Source organism: Nocardioides jiangsuensis, assembly GCF_019679455.1.
Classification (GTDB): Bacteria; Actinomycetota; Actinomycetes; order Propionibacteriales; family Nocardioidaceae; genus Nocardioides_C; species Nocardioides_C jiangsuensis.
In genome coordinates this window covers 1,480,187-1,496,054 of record NZ_JAIEZQ010000001.1, presented here as the reverse complement: position 1 = coordinate 1,496,054, position 15,868 = coordinate 1,480,187, and the positions used below count along the sequence as shown (strand labels likewise).

The following is a 15,868-nucleotide window of genomic DNA, read 5'->3' as shown; positions in this document are numbered from 1 at the left end:
TCACGAGCGAGCTGGTCATGCGCGGCCTCCTTCGAGACGGACGACGGCGCCGGCCCCGGCACCGAGATCGCGGGAGAGGCGGATCCCGCCCGAGCTCTCCGGCGCCCACACCACCCCGTCGGGCAGGTCGGCGACGCCGACGGGCAGCTCCACCGAGCCCCGCTCCGAGGAGAGGGTGACGAGCTGGCCGGTGGTGACCCCGAGGCCCGCGAGCGTGCCCGCGGACACCAGCGCCACCGGACGGCGGCCGGTCGCCTTGAGGTACTCGTCGCCGTCGAGCATCCGCCCGTCGTCGATCAGGAGCTTCCACGTCGCGAGCACGTGCTCGTCAGGCCGCCGCGCCGCGGCAGCGTCGGAGCCCGAGGGGGACACGGTGGGGACCGCGACGCGGTCGCCGTCCCAGGGGCCGAGCTCGGTCATCTCGGCGCGGGCCTGCTCGATGGTCCGGAAACCGAGGTCGGCACCCATCTCCTCGGCGATCCCGGCCAGGACGCGGACGTCGGGCAGCGAGCCGGGCTCGCGGAAGACGTGGTCGAACGTGCGGACCCGGCCCTCCCAGTCGACGAAGGTGCCGGACTTCTCGGTCACCGGGGCGACGGGCAGCACCACGTCGGCGTGCGGGGAGACCTCGCTGGCCCGGACCTCGAGGCTGACCACGAACCGGGCGGCCCGCACCGCGGCGAGACCGGCGGCCGGGTCGGCCAGGTCGGCGAGCTCGACGCCGCCGACGACGAGGCCGTGCAGCTCACCGGCCACGGCCGCGGCCACGATCGCGTCGCCGTCCCGGCCGGGCTCGGTAGGCACCGTGGTCCCCCAGACCGTGCCGAGGTCGACCCGGGCGGCCGCGTCGGCGACGGGGCGTGCGCCGGGGAGCAGGTTCGGCAGGCAGCCTGCCTCGACCGCGCCGCGGTCACCCGCCCGGCGGGGCACCCACGCGAGCCGGGCGCCGGTCGTACGGGCGAGAGCGGCGACCGCGGACAGCGCACCGGGTACGCCGGCCATCCGCTCGCCGACCAGGATCACGCCGCCGGCGTCGAGGGCGACCTCGCCGTCGTGGGCGAGCGCCTCGACGGCCTCGGCCTCGGCGCCCGGGGCGGTGCGGACCAGCGTGCCGTGCATCTTCTGCAGGCCGCGGGAGGTGAACGGCGCGACCGAGAAGACCTTGAGCCCCTTGCGGGCGGCCTTGCGCAGCCGCAGGAACACGATCGGCGACTCGTCCTCGGGCTCGAAGCCGACCAGGACGACGGTCCGGGCGCGCTCGAGGTCGGCGTAGGTGACGCCGGGCCGCGCGGCCACGGTGGAGGCGAGGAAGTCGGCCTCCTCCGCGGAGTGCGGTCGGGCCCGGAAGTCGATGTCGTTGGTGCCGAGCGCGACCCGGGCGAACTTCGCGTAGGCGTAGGCGTCCTCGGCGGTGAGCCGGCCACCGGTCAGCACGCCGACGGAGCCGGCGGCCGCGAGACCGCGGGCGGCGACGGCGAACGCCTCGGGCCACGACGCCGGGCGGAGCTCGCCGGTGTCCTCGTCACGCACCAGCGGGTGGGTGAGCCGGTCCGCCTGCCGGGCGTACATGAAGCCGAAGCGGCCCTTGTCGCAGTTCCACTCCTCGTTGACCTCGGGGTCGAAGCCGGCGAGGCGGCGGGTGACCTTGCCGCGCCGGTGGTCGGTGCGCAGCGCGCAGCCCGAGGCGCAGTGCTCGCACACCGACGGCGAGGAGACCAGGTCAAAGGGGCGGGCCCGGAAGCGGTACGACGCCGAGGTCAGCGCGCCGACGGGGCAGATCTGGATCGTGTTGCCCGAGAAGTAGGACTCGAACGGCTCCTTCTCGTAGATGCCCACCTGCTGCAGGGCACCCCGCTCGACCAGCGCGATGAACGGGTCGCCGGCGATCTGCTCGGAGAAGCGGGTGCAGCGGGCGCACAGCACGCACCGCTCGCGGTCGAGCAGCACCTGCGCGGAGATGTTGATCGGCTTGGGGAAGGTGCGCTTGGTCTCCACGAAGCGGCTCTCGCCGCGGCCGTTGGACATCGCCTGGTTCTGCAGCGGGCACTCGCCGCCCTTGTCGCAGACCGGGCAGTCGAGCGGGTGGTTGATCAGCAGCAGCTCCATCACGCCCTGCTGTGCCTTGTCGGCGACCGGCGAGCTGGCCTGGGTGCGCACCACCATGCCGTCGGCGACGGCCAGGGTGCACGAGGCCTGCGGCTTCGGGATCGGCCTGCCGTTGCCGGCGTCGGGCACCTCGACCAGGCACTGGCGGCAGGCGCCGACCGGGGCCAGCAGCGGGTGGTCGCAGAAGCGCGGGATCTGCACGCCGATCTGCTCGGCGGCGCGGATCACCAGGGTGTCCTTGGGGACGCTGACCTCGACGTCGTCGATGGTCACCGTGACCAGGTCGGCCTTCTCGACGGCACCGGCGTCCGGCCGGTTGGTGGAGACGCTCATGCAGTGGCTCCCGCGGGGGCGAAGAGGGTGGACGCGGCGTGGTCGAACGGGCAGCCGCCCTCGGTGAGGTGACGGACGTACTCGTCCCGGAAGTGCTGGATCGACGAGGTGATCGGGCTCGTGGCGCCGTCGCCGAGCGCGCAGAACGAGCGGCCCAGGATGTTGTCGCAGGTGTCGAGCAGGTTCTCGAGGTCCTGCTCGCTGCCCTTGCCCTGCTCGAGGCGGGCCAGGGTCTGCACCAGCCACCAGGTGCCCTCGCGGCACGGGGTGCACTTGCCGCACGACTCGTGCTTGTAGAACTCCGTCCAGCGGAGCACCGCGCGGACCACGCAGGTGGTCTCGTCGAAGATCTGGAGCGCCTTGGTGCCCAGCATCGAGCCGGCCGCGCCGACCCCCTCGTAGTCGAGCGGCACGTCGAGGTGCTCGGCGGTGAGGATCGGGGTGGACGACCCGCCCGGGGTCCAGAACTTCAGCTCGTGCCCCTCCCGGACGCCGCCGGCGAGGTCGAGCAGCTGCCGCAGGGTGATCCCGAGCGGCGCTTCGTACTGCCCGGGACGCTTCACGTGGCCGGAGAGGGAGTAGAGCGTCATGCCCTTGCTCTTCTCGGTGCCCATCGACCCGAACCACTCGGCGCCGTTGCGCACGATGCACGGCACGGACGCGATGGACTCGACGTTGTTGATCACCGTCGGCGCGGCGTACAGGCCGGCCACGGCGGGGAACGGCGGGCGCAGGCGGGGTTGTCCGCGGCGGCCCTCGAGCGAGTCGAGGAGCGCGGTCTCCTCGCCGCAGATGTAGGCGCCGGCGCCGGCGTGCACGGTCAGCTCGAGGTCGTAGCCGCTGCCGTGGATGTTCTGGCCGAGGTGCCCGGCCAGGTAGGCCTCCTGGACCGCACGCTGCAGGCGGCGGACCACGTGCAGCACCTCGCCGCGGACGTAGATGAACGCGTGGTTGGCGCGGATCGCGTAGGAGGAGATGATCACGCCCTCGACCAGGGTGTGCGGCGAGGCCATCATCAGCGGGATGTCCTTGCAGGTGCCCGGCTCGGACTCGTCGGCGTTGACCACCAGGTAGTGCGGCTTGCCGTCGCCCTGCGGGATGAAGCCCCACTTCATGCCGGTCGGGAAGCCCGCGCCGCCCCGGCCGCGCAGGCCGGACTCCTTGACCAGGTCGATGACCGCGTCCTGGCCCATGCCCAGGGCGGTGTCGAGCGCGGCGTACCCGCCGGTCTGCTCGTAGGACTCCAGGGTCCACGGCCGCTCGGTGTCCCAGTTGTCGGAGAGCACCGGGGTCAGCATGTCCGTCATCAGCGCTTCTTCCCCTCACCGGTCGAGGTCTCGTCGCCCTTGCCGCCCACGGTGTCCGTCGGGGACTGCTCGACCTTGGTCTCCGACTCCGCACGGCTGGTGTCGGCCTGCTCCGCGGCGGCGGTCGCGCCGGGCGTGCCGCTGGTGGTGCCCGCGGCGGTGCGGCCCTCGGGGGCCTTCCAGCCGCGCTCGCGGGCGATGCCGAGGCCGACCAGCGAGGCCGGTCCCGCGGCCGGGCCCTCGTCGGCGCGGTCGTCGGGGAAGCCGGCGAGCACGCGCTCGGCCTCCCGCCACGTGCAGATGCGGGCCCCGCGCGTGGAGCGGACCTCCGTGCCCGCGCGCAGGTCGTCGACGAGTTGCGTGGCCGACTGCGGGGTCATGTTGTCCATGAACTCCCAGTTGACCATCATCACCGGGGCGTAGTCGCAGGCCGCGTTGCACTCGAGGTGCTCGAGGGTGACCTTGCCGTCGTCGGTGGTCTCGTCGTTGCCGACGTCGAGGTGGCCCTTGAGCCGCTCGAAGATCTCGTCGCCGCCCATCACCGCGCACAGCGTGTTGGTGCAGACGCCGACGTGGTAGTCGCCGACCGGGCGGCGCTTGTACATCGTGTAGAAGGTCGCCACGCCGGAGACCTCGGCGGCGGAGATGCCGAGGATGTCCGCGCAGGCCTCGATGCCACGCGAGGTCACGCGTCCCTCGACGCTCTGCACGAGGTGCAGCATCGGCAGCAGCGCCGACCGCGCCTGCGGGTAGCGGGCGCCGATCGCGCGCAGCTCGCGCAGCGTCTCCTCGGGCAGGCGGCCGGAGCCGGCGTCGAGCGCGGGGTCGTGGTTCAGGGTCATCGGTCCACTCCACCCATCACGGGGTCGATCGAGGCGATCGCGACGATGACGTCGGCGACCATGCCGCCCTCGCTCATCACCGAGGTCGCCTGCAGGTTGGTGAACGAGGGGTCGCGGAAGTGCGCCCGGAACGGCCGGGTGCCGCCGTCGGAGACGACGTGCGCGCCGAGCTCGCCGCGCGGCGACTCGATCGGCACGTAGGCCTGGCCGGCCGGCACCCGGAAGCCCTCGGTCACCAGCTTGAAGTGGTGGATCAGGGCCTCCATGGACTCGCCCATGATGTGCCGGATGTGGTTGAGGCTGTTGCCCATGCCGTCGCTGCCGATCGCGAGCTGGCTGGGCCAGGCGATCTTCTTGTCGGCGACCATCACCGGCGCGCCCTCGAGCCCGGCGAGCCGGTCGGCGGCCTGCTCGACGATCTTGAGCGACTCCCACATCTCGTCCAGACGGATCCGGAACCGGCCGTAGGCGTCCATGCTGTCGCGGGTGACGACCTCGAAGTCGTAGTCCTCGTAGCCGCTGTAGGGCTGCGTCTTGCGCAGGTCCCACGGGTAGCCGGTCGAGCGGAGCACCGGCCCGGTGATGCCGAGCGCGAGGCAGCCGGCGAGGTCGAGGTGGCCGACGCCGTCGAGGCGGGCCTTGAAGATCGGGTTCGCGTTGCACAGGTCGGCGTACTCGGGGAGCCGCTTCTTCATCAGCGCGATGAAGTCGCGGATCTCGTCGAGCGCGCCCGGGGGCAGGTCCTGGGCGACGCCGCCGGGCCGGATGAACGCGTGGTTCATCCGCAGGCCGGTGATCAGCTCGAACAGGTCGAGCACCAGCTCCCGCTCGCGGAAGCCGATCGTCATCACGGTCAGCGCGCCGATCTCCATGCCGCCGGTGGCGATCGCGACGAGGTGGGAGGAGATCCGGTTGAGCTCCATCAGGAGCACCCGCATGACCTGGGCCTTCTCCGGGATGTCGTCCTCGATGTCGAGGAGCCGCTCCACGCCGAGCACGTAGGTCATCTCGTTGTAGAACGGCGACAGGTAGTCCATCCGGGTGCAGAACGTGACGCCCTGCGTCCAGGAGCGGAACTCCATGTTCTTCTCGATGCCGGTGTGCAGGTAGCCGATGCCGCAGCGGGCCTCGGTGACCGTCTCGCCCTCGAGCTCGAGGATCAGCCGGAGCACGCCGTGCGTGGACGGGTGCTGCGGTCCCATGTTGACGACGACCCGCTCCTCGCCCTCCTCGGCGAGGCCGGAGACGACGTCGTCCCAGTCCTGGCCGGTGACGGTGAAGACCTTGCCGGTCGTCGTGTCGGAGGCGCCTGCCTCGTGCGGTGCGTAGGGGTCCTGGGTCCCCTGGGTGGTCTGGCTCATCAGCTGTACGACCTCCGCTGGTCCGGCGGTGGGATGGTGGCGCCCTTGTACTCCACGGGGATGCCACCGAGGGGGTAGTCCTTGCGCTGCGGGTGACCCGGCCAGTCGTCGGGCATCTCGATGCGGGTCAGCGACGGGTGCCCGTCGAAGACGATGCCGAAGAAGTCGTAGGTCTCGCGCTCGTGCCAGTCGTTGGTCGGGTAGATCGCGACCACCGACGGGATGTGGGGATCGCTGTCGGGGCAGGTGACCTCGAGCCGTATCCGGCGGTTGTGGGTCATCGACAGCAGGTGGTAGACCGCGTGCAGCTCGCGGTCCTTGTCGTTCGGGTAGTGCACGCCGGAGACGCCAGAACAGAACTCGAAGCGCAGGGCCGGGTCGTTGCGCAGCGTCTCCGCGACCCTCAGCAGGTCGTGGCGGCGGATGAAGAAGGTGATCTCGCCACGGTGCACGACCACCTTCTCGATCGCGTCGGTGAAGCCGGCGGTGGCGAGCGCGGACTCGAAGCTCGTCGCGAGCTCGTCGAACCAGCCGCCGTACGGCCGGGGGGTGCCGCCGGGCATCGCGACCGGCCGGACGATGCCGCCGTACCCGGAGGTGTCCCCGGAGCCGTGCACGCCGAACATGCCGGTGCGTACGTCGACCACCTCGGGGCCGAGCGCGCCGGGCTCGACCGGCAGCGTGTTCTCGGGCATCAGGTCGGTGGCGTCCGGGTCGGTGCCGGGGGTGACCTCGTCGAACTCGCCGGGTTCCTTGGGCGTCACCGGAGCAGCCCCTTCATGTCGGAGGTCGGCAGCGCGTTGAGCGCGCCGGTCTCGGCGTCCGAGATCTCGTCCCGGCGGTTCGCGCCGAGCTTGGAGTGCTGGACCTGGTCGTGCAGCTTGAGGATCGCGTCGATCAGCATCTCCGGACGCGGCGGGCACCCGGGGAGGTACATGTCGACCGGCACGACGTGGTCGACGCCCTGGACGATCGCGTAGTTGTTGAACATGCCGCCCGACGAGGCGCACACGCCCATTGCGAGCACCCACTTGGGGTCGGGCATCTGGTCGTAGATCTGGCGCAGGACCGGGGCCATCTTCTGGCTCACCCGGCCGGCCACGATCATCAGGTCGGCCTGGCGGGGCGAGGCCCGGAAGACCTCCATGCCGAACCGGCCCAGGTCGTACCGCGGGCCGCCGCTGGTCATCATCTCGATGGCGCAGCAGGCGAGGCCGAAGGTCGCCGGCCAGAACGACGCCTTGCGGAAGTAGCCGGCCACGCCCTCGACCGTGGTCAGCAGGACTCCGCTGGGGAGCTTCTCTTCAAGACCCATGGGTCACTCTCAGTCCCACTCGAGGCCGCCACGACGCCACACGTAGGCGTAGGCGACGAAGACGGTAAGGATGAACAGGATCATCTCGACCAGCCCGAAGACGGCCATGTTGTCGAACGCCACGGCCCAGGGGTAGAGGAAGATGATCTCGATGTCGAAGACGATGAAGAGCATCGCGGTGATGTAGTACTTCACCGGGAAGCGGCCACCGCCGACAGGCTGCGGGGTGGGCTCGATGCCGCACTCGTACGAGTCGAGCTTGGCCCGGTTGTACCGCTTGGGCCCCACGACGGCGCTCATGACGATCGAGAACACCGCGAACCCGGTCGCGATAATGCCGAGCGCCACGACGGGCATGTACAGCTCCATCGCTACGAACCCTCCTGTCTGTCTCGTGGCTTGCGTGCTTAGGCGGCCGGTGCGGCCTTGCTCAGGGCGTTGATGACGCGGTCCGCCATGTCGCCGTCCCGCGGGTCGGTGAGGTTGGCCATCAGCTTGAGCATGAACTTCATCAGCGCCTCGCGGGGCAGGCCGTACTTCGTGGCCTGCTTCATGAAGGTGGGGTTGCCGATCATCTTGGCGAAGACGCGGCCGAGCGTGAAGTACCCGCCGTACTCCGCCTCCAGCGCCGCGGCGTACCCCTCGAGGACCCGCTCGCGCTGCGGACCCTCCGGGCGGGCGAGCGCCTGGAGCACCGTGCGCGCGGCCATCTCGCCGGACTCCAGGGCGTAGTCGATGCCCTCGCCGTTGAACGGGTTCACCATCCCGCCGGAGTCGCCGACGAGGAGGACCCCGCGGGTGTAGTGCGGCTTGCGGTTGAAGCCCATGGGCAGCGCGGCCGAGCCGATCCTGCCGACCATGTTCTCGTCGCGGAAGCCCCACTCCGCGGGCGTGTTGGCCAGCCAGCGGCGCAGCACGTCCTTGTAGTCGACGTGCTGGAAGGCCTTGGAGGTGTTGAGGATTCCGAGCCCGACGTTCGCGGTGCCGTCGCCGACGCCGAAGATCCAGCCGTAGCCGGGGAGCAGGTTGCTCTCCCCCGGCGTGCCGTCCCACAGCTCGAGCCAGGACTCCATCCACGGGTCGTCGTGGCGGGGGGTGGTGTAGTAGGCGCGCACGGCCACGCCCATCGGCCGGTTCTCGCGGCGCTCGAGGCCGAGGGAGACCGCGATGCGGGCGGAGACGCCGTCGCAGGCGATCACGACGGGGGCGGAGTAGGTGACCTCGTCGCCGGTACGGCGGCCACGGTCGTCGACCGGGCGGGCGCTGACGCCGGTGACGCGACCGGTGCGCTCGTCGACGACGGGCCCGCTGACCGCGGTGCGCTCCATCAGCCGGGCTCCGGCCTTCTCGGCGTGCCGGGCGAGCACCTCGTCGAGGTCCATGCGGGTGCGGACCATGCCGTACGGCGGGTAGGAGGACAGCTCGGGCCAGGGCAGCTCGAGACGGTGCCCGGCGCCGACGATGCGCAGCCCCTTGTTCCTCTGCCAGCCGGGAGCGTCGAGGTCCAGGCCCAGGTTGACCAGCTGCTTGACCGCGCGCGGGGTGAGCCCGTCGCCGCAGATCTTGTCGCGGGGGAAGGCGCTCTTCTCGAGCAGCAGCACGTCCACCCCGGCGGTGGCGAGGTGGTAGGCCGTGGCCGCGCCCGCCGGACCGGCACCGACGACGATCACGTCCGCCTGGCGCTCGTCCGCGGTCGTCCGGCTCATGGGGTGCAGCACCTCGTCCTCCGTGTGTGGCGGGCCGGTTCCCGACCCTTCGTGACTTAGTGAAAAGCTTCACTAACTGCCACTGCGGCACAGTCTAGAGGTCTGCGTCACATCGCGCGAACGCGCCCCTACCCGTGTCGCAACCGGCCGAAACCATGACGTGCCTCGCTCATTTCGGCAACGCCGCGGTGCGCTAAATCACGCGGTGGCGTGGTGCAGCGCGACGATGCCGCCCGACAGGTTGCGCCACTTCGTCCGGGTCCACCCCGCCGCGGTGATCCGGTCGGCCAGCGCGGCCTGGTCGGGCCAGGCGCGGATCGACTCCGCGAGGTACACGTACGCGTCGGGGCTGGACGAGACCGCCCGGGCGATCGAGGGCAGCGCCTTCATCAGGTACTCGATGTAGACGGTCCGGAACGGCGCCCAGGTCGGGTGGCTGAACTCGCACACCACGAGCCGGCCGCCGGGGCGGGTCACCCGGCGCAGCTCGCGCAGGCCGGCGTCGGTGTCCACGATGTTGCGCAGCCCGAACGAGATCGTGACCGCGTCGAAGGTGCCGTCGGCGAACGGGAGCCGGGTCCCGTCGCCGGCGGTGAACGGCAGGGCGGGTCGCGCCTGCTTGCCGACCCGGAGCATGCCGAGGGAGAAGTCGCAGGGGACGACCCGCGCACCGCGGTCCGCGAACGGCTGGCTGGACGTGCCGGTCCCGGCGGCGAGGTCGAGGACCCGCTCCCCCGGCTGCGGGTCGACCGCGTCGATCACGTCGCGGCGCCAGCGACGGTCCTGGCCCAGGGACAAGATGTCGTTGGTGAGGTCGTAGCGGCGCGCGACGTCGTCGAACATCGCGGCGACGTCGGCGGGCTTCTTGTCCAGGTCTGCTCGGGTCACGCAGACACCTTAGTCATGGCGCTCCGGCCCGCCGCCGTACGCTTGGCCACTGTGACCTCCGTTCTGTCGGGACCGTCCGGCTCGGCCGACGCGACTCCCCTCGTCGTGCGCACCGTCGCCCTGGACGACGACTCCCCGCTGCTGGCGCTGGTCCCGCGCGAGGAGTCGCTGGCGTGGGTACGGCGTGGCGAGGGCCTTGTCGGCTGGGGTGCGGCGGCCTCGATCCGCACCAAGGGACCCACGCGCTTCCGCGACGCCTCGGAGTGGTGGAAGGAGCACGCGCGCTCCGCCGTCGTCCGCGACGAGGTGGCGCAGCCGGGCACCGGCCTGGTCGCGTTCGGCTCCTTCGCCTTCGCCGACGAGCCGGGCGAGAGCGTGCTGGTCGTGCCCGAGGTGGTCGTCGGGCGCCGCGGCGGCACCACCTGGGTGACCACGGTCAGCCGCGCCACGATCGCCTCCCCCGCCGCCGTGCGGCCCGCCGACGCCCCCGCGCCGCCGGCCGGGGTCACGTTCGTCGACGGCGCGATCAGCGGCACCGAGTGGGAGCGCGTCGTCGCCGAGGCGGTCCGCCGGATCACCGCCGGGGAGCTGGAGAAGGTGGTCCTCGCCCGCGACCTGCTGGCCACCGCCGACGACGAGATCGACGTGCGCTGGCCGCTGCAGCGGCTCTCCGAGAGCTACCCGATGTGCTGGACCTTCCACGTGGACGGGCTGTTCGGGGCCACCCCGGAGATGCTGGTCCGCCGCGAGCGCGGGCTGGTCACCTCGCGCGTGCTCGCCGGGACGATCCGCCGTACCGGCGACGACTCGCGCGACCTGGCCCTGGCCGCCACGCTGGCCCGGTCCTCGAAGGACCTCGAGGAGCACGAGTACGCCGTCCGCTCCGTGGCCGACGCGCTCGCCCCGCACTGCACGTCGATGAACGTGCCCGAGGCGCCGTTCGTGCTGCACCTGCCCAACGTGATGCACCTGGCCACCGACGTGGCCGGGGTGATCGACGACGACACCACCTGCCTGGAGCTCGCGGAGGCCCTGCACCCCTCCGCCGCGGTGGGAGGGACGCCCACCGAGGTGGCGAAGGCGGTGATCTCCGAGATCGAGGGGATGGACCGCGGTCGCTACGCCGGGCCGGTGGGCTGGATGGACGCCTCCGGCGACGGCGAGTGGGGCATCGCGCTGCGCTCCGCGGAGGTCATGGGGCGCACCGTGCGGCTCTTCGCCGGCTGCGGCATCGTCGCGTCGTCGGAGCCGGAGGCCGAGCTGGCCGAGGCACAGGCGAAGTTCGTGCCGGTCCGCGACGCGATCTCCGGCGTCTAGAGGACGTACGCCGGTCCCGGCGCCCACGCAGGTGCCTCGGCCGGCTCAGCCGACGAGCTGGTCGACGAAGCACCAGCGCCAGGTCTCCCCCGGCTCCGCGGAGCGGACCACGGGGTGACCGGTCTGCTGGTGGTGCATCGTCGAGTGCCGCCGCGGCGAGGAGTCGCAGCAACCGACCCGTCCGCAGGCCAGGCACATCCGCAGGTGCACCCAGGTGGTGCCCTCCGCGACGCAGTCGGTGCAGACCGCGTCCTCGGGCACGGCGGCGTCGACCGGGGCCTCGTGGAGGTGCGCGCAGCCGGTGGTCGGGCTGGGCGCCACCACGCCCGTGGCGGCGTTGCCGACGAGGTCCTCGCGGACGCGGTCCTGCCGGTCGGCCAGGTCGAGCATCGACTCCTCGACGTCGAGGGCGTGCAGCACGTCCTCGACCACCTCGTGCGGCACCCGGCCCGTGTCGCGCACCTCGAGGACCCGGCGCCGTTCGGCCTGGAGCATCTCCAGCCGCAGCCGCGCGTAGACCTCGCTCGGCGCCTCCGTGTCCGGGGCGGTCCGGCCGAGGCGCTCCCAGGCGGCGAAGTCGCGCTGCTCGGTACGGCGGCGCAGCGCCGCGACCGTGTCGTAGGGGTCCTCCTCCCCCGCGTGCTCGTCGAGCACGGCGAGGCCGGCCGCCGAGGCGTCCTGGAACAGGGTGGCGCGCGCCAGGGCGTCCTGCCGGGGGTCGGGCGCGGGCACCTGGAGCCGGCGGGCCAGCCAGGGCAGGGTGAGCCCCTGGCCGAACAGGGTCGCCGCCGTGACGGTGAACGCGATCAGCAGCAGCACCTCGCGGTGCTCGACGTCCTCGGGGATGACGAACGCGGCCGCCAGCGTCACCACCCCGCGCATCCCCGCCCACGAGGTGATGGCCGCGGTCTTCCACGACGGCACCGGCCGGCTCGTCTCGCCCCGGGTCGGGGCGAGGAGGACCAGCCGGAACGCGAAGATCCAGATCGGCCGCAGCAGGACGGTGGCGGCGATCGCGGCCGCGCACACGCCCACGATCCGGCCGAGGGAGAGCGTGCTGTTGCCCACCTCGGCGAAGATCCACCGGGCCTGCAGGCCGATCAGCAGGAACACGGTGTTCTCGAGCAGGAACGAGATCGTGCGCCAGTTGAGCCGCTCGGAGATCCGCGACGAGGCGGTCTGCAGCACCGGCGCGTTGTGCCCGAGCAGCAGGCCGGCGACCACCACGGCCAGCACGCCCGAGGCGTGGATCTCCTCCGCGACCACGTACGCCGCGAACGGCGTGAGCAGCGAGACGCTGGTGTCGAGCACCGGGTCGGTGACCTGTCGGCGGACGAAGGCGACGAGCGCGTAGGCGGCGAGCCCCACGGCGACGCCGCCGCCCGCGGCGAGGGCGAAGTCGAGGCCGAGGACCACCACGCCGGTGGACCCCACGATCGCGGTGCGCAGGGCGACCAGCGCGGTGGCGTCGTTGAGCAGCGACTCGCCCTCGAGGACCGTGACGATCCGCCGCGGCAGCCCGATCCGGCGCGCGATCGCGGTCGCGGCCACCGCGTCGGGCGGCGCGACCACCGCCCCGATCGCGAACGCGGCCGGCCAGGACAGGCCGGGCAGCAGAGGGTGGACCACCAGCGCGACCCCGACCGTGGTGAAGGCGACCAGGCCCACCGAGAGCAACAGGATCGGGGTGCGGTTGGCGTTGAAGTCCACGAGCGACGTCTGCAGCGCGGCGGCGTACAGCAGCGGCGGCAGCAGCCCGACCAGCACGATCTCCTCGGTCAGCCGTACCTCGCCCAGGAACGGCAGCAGCGACCCGACGATGCCCACCGCGATCAGGACCAGCGGCGCGGGCAGCTCATAGCGGCGGCAGAGGCCGCTGACCGCGACGACGACGATCAGCAGGGGGACGAGGGCGAGCGCGACATGCACCCGCCCATTCAACCCCCGCGGGCAACCCCCACCGCGGGGACGACCGTGAGCTAGACGGGGTGGACGAGCTCCCGGATCGCGGCGTCGAGGTCGCGCCGGTTGTCGCGTCGTACGACGGCCTCCACCACCTCGACACCGCCGGCCGGGGAGTCGAGCGCCGCCGCGAGCTCCGCGCGGGTGGCCACACGACGGTGCGGCGTGCCGGTGGCGGCGCAGAGGGCGGCGAGATCCACGCCGTGGGGCGTGCCGAAGAGCTTCTCGAAGGAGTCGGCGTGCGACGGCGCGCCCTGCTCCAGCGAGGCGAAGATGCTCCCGCCGTCGTCGTTGACCACCACGAGCATCAGGTCGGGACGCTCCTCGCCGGGCCCGGCCACGAGCCCGTTGGTGTCGTGCAGGAAGGTCACGTCGCCGAGCAGGGCGAAGGCCCGGCTGGTGCGCGGCCGGGCGAGGGCCGCGCCGATCGCCGAGGACACCGTGCCGTCGATGCCGGCCAGGCCCCGGTTGGCGACGACCATCCGGTGCTCGCCGACGGGGTACTCCGCGACCATCAGGTCGAGGTCGCGCACCGGGTTGGAGGCCCCGACGAACAGCAGTCCGTGGGGCGGGAGGGCGGCGCTCAGCGCGCCCGCGACGTGGTGCGGGGTCAACCCCTGCTCGGCCGCGAGGAGGGCGTCGAGGCGGTCGCTCAGCTCGGCGTCCCGGCGCCGCCACTCGGCGAGCCAGGCGGAGGCGGGGCGGGCGGTGCGGGGCTCCCGCGGCTCCGCGGTCCAGGCCAGGTCCTCCTCGGGCTGGTCGTCGGGCCAGGCGGCGCCGACGACGCGGGACACCCGGTGCCCGGGGTCGGTCCAGCCGGCCGGACCGGGGACCGCGACCACCTCGACGTCGCCGCGCGACAGCAGCCGGGTCACCGGCCGGGACAGGGTGGGGTGTCCGTAGACCACGACCTGCTCGATCCGGCCGGCGAGCTCCTCGTCGGCGAGCAGCAGGCGGTAGGTGCGGATCGCGTTCCCGCCGGTGCGCGAGCCGCTCGTGGGCTCCGCGAGCAGCGGCCAGCCGGCACGCTCGGCGAGCACCCGCGCAGGCGGCCCGGCGTCGTCGCCGGCGACCACCACGGTCCGGCGTCCCGCGGAGACGGGCTCGGGCTGCGGACGCGCCGGGTCCGGGGCCTCGGTCCAGGGCTGGCCGTGCGGACGGCCGTGGCAGGGGTCGGTCCAGCCGCCGTCCACGTCGGGGGTCAGCGGGTCGGTGAACTGCACGTTGAGGTGCACCGGCCCCGCGGGCTGCACGCCGCGGCCGGTCGCGGTGACCAGGTGCCGGGCGACCAGGGAGCGCCAGGAGGCGACCTGGTGTCCCTCGCTCACCCCGTTCACGCCCCTCGTGCCGGCGAAGGCCGGCGGGACGTCGGCGAAGGCGCGGACCGCGCCGCCGAAGATCTTCACCTGGTCGGTGGTCTGGTTGGCGTTGGTGCCGCGCAGGCCCGCGGGCCGGTCGGCGCTGAGCACGACCAGCGGCAGCCCGGCGTGCGCGGCCTCGAGGACGGCGGGGTGCAGGTTCGCCACGGCGGTGCCCGAGGTGGTCACCACCGGCACCGGCCTGCGCGAGGTCCGGGCCATGCCGAGGGCGAGGAAGCCGGCCGAGCGCTCGTCGATCCGCACGTGCAGCCGGACCCGGCCGGCGTCGGCCGCCGCGTGCAGCGCGAACGCCAGCGCGGCGGACCGGGAGCCGGGCGCGAGCACGACGTCGCGGACCCCGCAGCGCACGAGCTCGTCGACGAGCACGGCGGCCAGGGCGGTCGACGGGTTGGCGGGAGCGGCCGGGTGCGTGGTCACGAGGACTGATCCTGCCCGAGCGCCTCGATGTCGGCCAGCCGCGCGCGCCAGTCGTCGGCACGGTCCCGGCTCGCGCGCACCCGGTCGAGGGCGGCGAGGTCGACCTCGGGGCGTACGACGGGCAGCGCCCCGTCGCGCGGGAGGAGGGGGTGGGCGACCACGTCGCCGGTGAGCAGCTGGACCGTGGCGAGGCCGCAGGCGTAGGGCAGCTCGGGCAGCGCCGCCGCGAGCGCGACCCCGGCGGCGATCCCGACCGAGCTCTCCAGCGCGGAGGAGACCACGACCGGCAGGCCGATGTCCTCGGCGATCCGCAGGCACGCGCGGACCCCGCCGAGCGGCTGCACCTTGAGCACCGCGACGTCGGCGGCCTCCAGGTCGCGCACCCGGTAGGGGTCCTCGGCGCGGCGGATCGACTCGTCGGCCGCGACCGGCACGTCCACCCGGCGGCGGACCCGGGCCAGGTCCTCCACGGAGGCGCAGGGCTGCTCGACGTACTCCAGGCCGCCGGCGGCGCGGTCGAGTGCGCGGACCGCCTCGACCGCCTCGTCGACCGACCAGCCGCCGTTGGCGTCGACCCGGATCCGGCCGGCGGGCCCGAGGGCGTCGCGGACCGCCTCGAGCCTGGCCTCCTCCTCGGCGCGGGTCTGCCCCGGCTCGGCGACCTTGACCTTCGCCGTGGTGCAGCCGTTGCCCGCGCGGACGATCGCGGCGGCCTGCTCGGGGCCGACGGCGGGGACCGTGACGTTGACGGGCACCGTGCCGCGCAGCGGCTCCGGCCAGCCCTGGTCCGCGGCCTCGAGCGCACAGCGCAGCCAGGGCGCGGCGACCCGGGCGTCGTACTCCAGGAACGGGCTGAGCTCTCCCCAGCCGGCTGGACCGCGCAGGAGCATGCCCTCGCGGGTGGTGATCCCGCGGAAGCGGGTGGTCATCGGGAT

The 15,868-nt window shown here is 73.0% G+C and carries 13 protein-coding genes; 1 reads left to right on the top strand and 12 read right to left on the bottom strand.

From position 1 onward, the window contains the following. Positions 1–15 precede the first annotated feature (15 nt). The 9 genes from K1X13_RS07080 to K1X13_RS07040 all read right to left on the bottom strand — a co-directional run bounded on the left by K1X13_RS07080 (position 16) and on the right by K1X13_RS07040 (position 9,858). The gene (locus K1X13_RS07080; protein WP_221024240.1) at positions 16–2,439 is read right to left on the bottom strand and encodes an NADH-quinone oxidoreductase subunit G; all 2,424 of its coding nucleotides are present in this window, start codon (positions 2,437–2,439) and stop codon (positions 16–18) included. Then, positions 2,436–3,746 carry an NADH-quinone oxidoreductase subunit NuoF gene (gene nuoF / locus K1X13_RS07075; RefSeq protein ID WP_221024239.1) on the bottom strand — a complete coding sequence of 437 codons (1,311 nt, stop codon included), beginning with the start codon at positions 3,744–3,746 and terminating at the stop codon, positions 2,436–2,438. Before nuoF ends, K1X13_RS07080 begins: the two co-directional genes overlap by 4 nt. After that, positions 3,746–4,588 carry an NADH-quinone oxidoreductase subunit NuoE gene (gene nuoE, locus K1X13_RS07070; RefSeq protein WP_221024238.1) on the bottom strand — a complete coding sequence of 281 codons (843 nt, stop codon included), beginning with the start codon at positions 4,586–4,588 and terminating at the stop codon, positions 3,746–3,748. Before nuoE ends, nuoF begins: the two co-directional genes overlap by 1 nt. Continuing rightward, the gene (locus K1X13_RS07065) at positions 4,585–5,949 is read right to left on the bottom strand and encodes an NADH-quinone oxidoreductase subunit D (RefSeq protein WP_221024237.1); all 1,365 of its coding nucleotides are present in this window, start codon (positions 5,947–5,949) and stop codon (positions 4,585–4,587) included. Before K1X13_RS07065 ends, nuoE begins: the two co-directional genes overlap by 4 nt. Then, complete coding sequence (locus tag K1X13_RS07060; protein WP_221024633.1) at positions 5,949–6,644, bottom strand: NADH-quinone oxidoreductase subunit C; 696 nt, start codon at positions 6,642–6,644, stop codon at positions 5,949–5,951. Before K1X13_RS07060 ends, K1X13_RS07065 begins: the two co-directional genes overlap by 1 nt. Before the next feature lie 65 nt (positions 6,645–6,709). Beyond that, positions 6,710–7,264, bottom strand: a complete 555-nt coding sequence (locus tag K1X13_RS07055) for a NuoB/complex I 20 kDa subunit family protein (protein ID WP_221024236.1) — start codon at positions 7,262–7,264, stop codon at positions 6,710–6,712. Positions 7,265–7,273: 9 nt separating this feature from the next. Beyond that, a complete protein-coding gene (locus K1X13_RS07050) occupies positions 7,274–7,633 on the bottom strand; it encodes an NADH-quinone oxidoreductase subunit A (RefSeq protein ID WP_221024235.1) in 360 nt (119 codons plus the stop codon). Positions 7,634–7,671: 38 nt separating this feature from the next. Continuing rightward, positions 7,672–8,970, bottom strand: coding sequence for a geranylgeranyl reductase family protein (locus K1X13_RS07045; RefSeq protein ID WP_221024234.1), 1,299 nt, complete (start codon positions 8,968–8,970; stop codon positions 7,672–7,674). Positions 8,971–9,168: 198 nt separating this feature from the next. Continuing rightward, complete coding sequence (locus K1X13_RS07040) at positions 9,169–9,858, bottom strand: demethylmenaquinone methyltransferase (protein WP_221024233.1); 690 nt, start codon at positions 9,856–9,858, stop codon at positions 9,169–9,171. Positions 9,859–9,900: 42 nt separating this feature from the next. Here K1X13_RS07040 and K1X13_RS07035 point away from each other — a divergent pair, with 42 nt between their 5' ends. Continuing rightward, on the top strand, positions 9,901–11,175 hold the full coding sequence (locus K1X13_RS07035; protein ID WP_372450685.1) for an isochorismate synthase: 1,275 nt from the start codon (positions 9,901–9,903) through the stop codon (positions 11,173–11,175). 45 nt (positions 11,176–11,220) lie between these two features. Here K1X13_RS07035 and K1X13_RS07030 read toward each other — a convergent pair whose 3' ends face one another. The 3 genes from K1X13_RS07030 to K1X13_RS07020 are packed head-to-tail and all read right to left on the bottom strand — an operon-like array spanning position 11,221 to position 15,862. After that, on the bottom strand, positions 11,221–13,104 hold the full coding sequence (locus tag K1X13_RS07030; RefSeq protein ID WP_221024231.1) for a Na+/H+ antiporter: 1,884 nt from the start codon (positions 13,102–13,104) through the stop codon (positions 11,221–11,223). Positions 13,105–13,154: 50 nt separating this feature from the next. Continuing rightward, positions 13,155–14,933 (bottom strand): 2-succinyl-5-enolpyruvyl-6-hydroxy-3-cyclohexene-1-carboxylic-acid synthase, encoded by a 1,779-nt coding sequence (gene menD, locus K1X13_RS07025; protein ID WP_221024230.1) that lies wholly within the window; start codon positions 14,931–14,933, stop codon positions 13,155–13,157. Further along, the gene (locus K1X13_RS07020; RefSeq protein WP_221024632.1) at positions 14,930–15,862 is read right to left on the bottom strand and encodes an o-succinylbenzoate synthase; all 933 of its coding nucleotides are present in this window, start codon (positions 15,860–15,862) and stop codon (positions 14,930–14,932) included. The genes menD and K1X13_RS07020 overlap by 4 nt, the downstream gene beginning before the upstream one ends. Positions 15,863–15,868 lie beyond the last annotated feature (6 nt).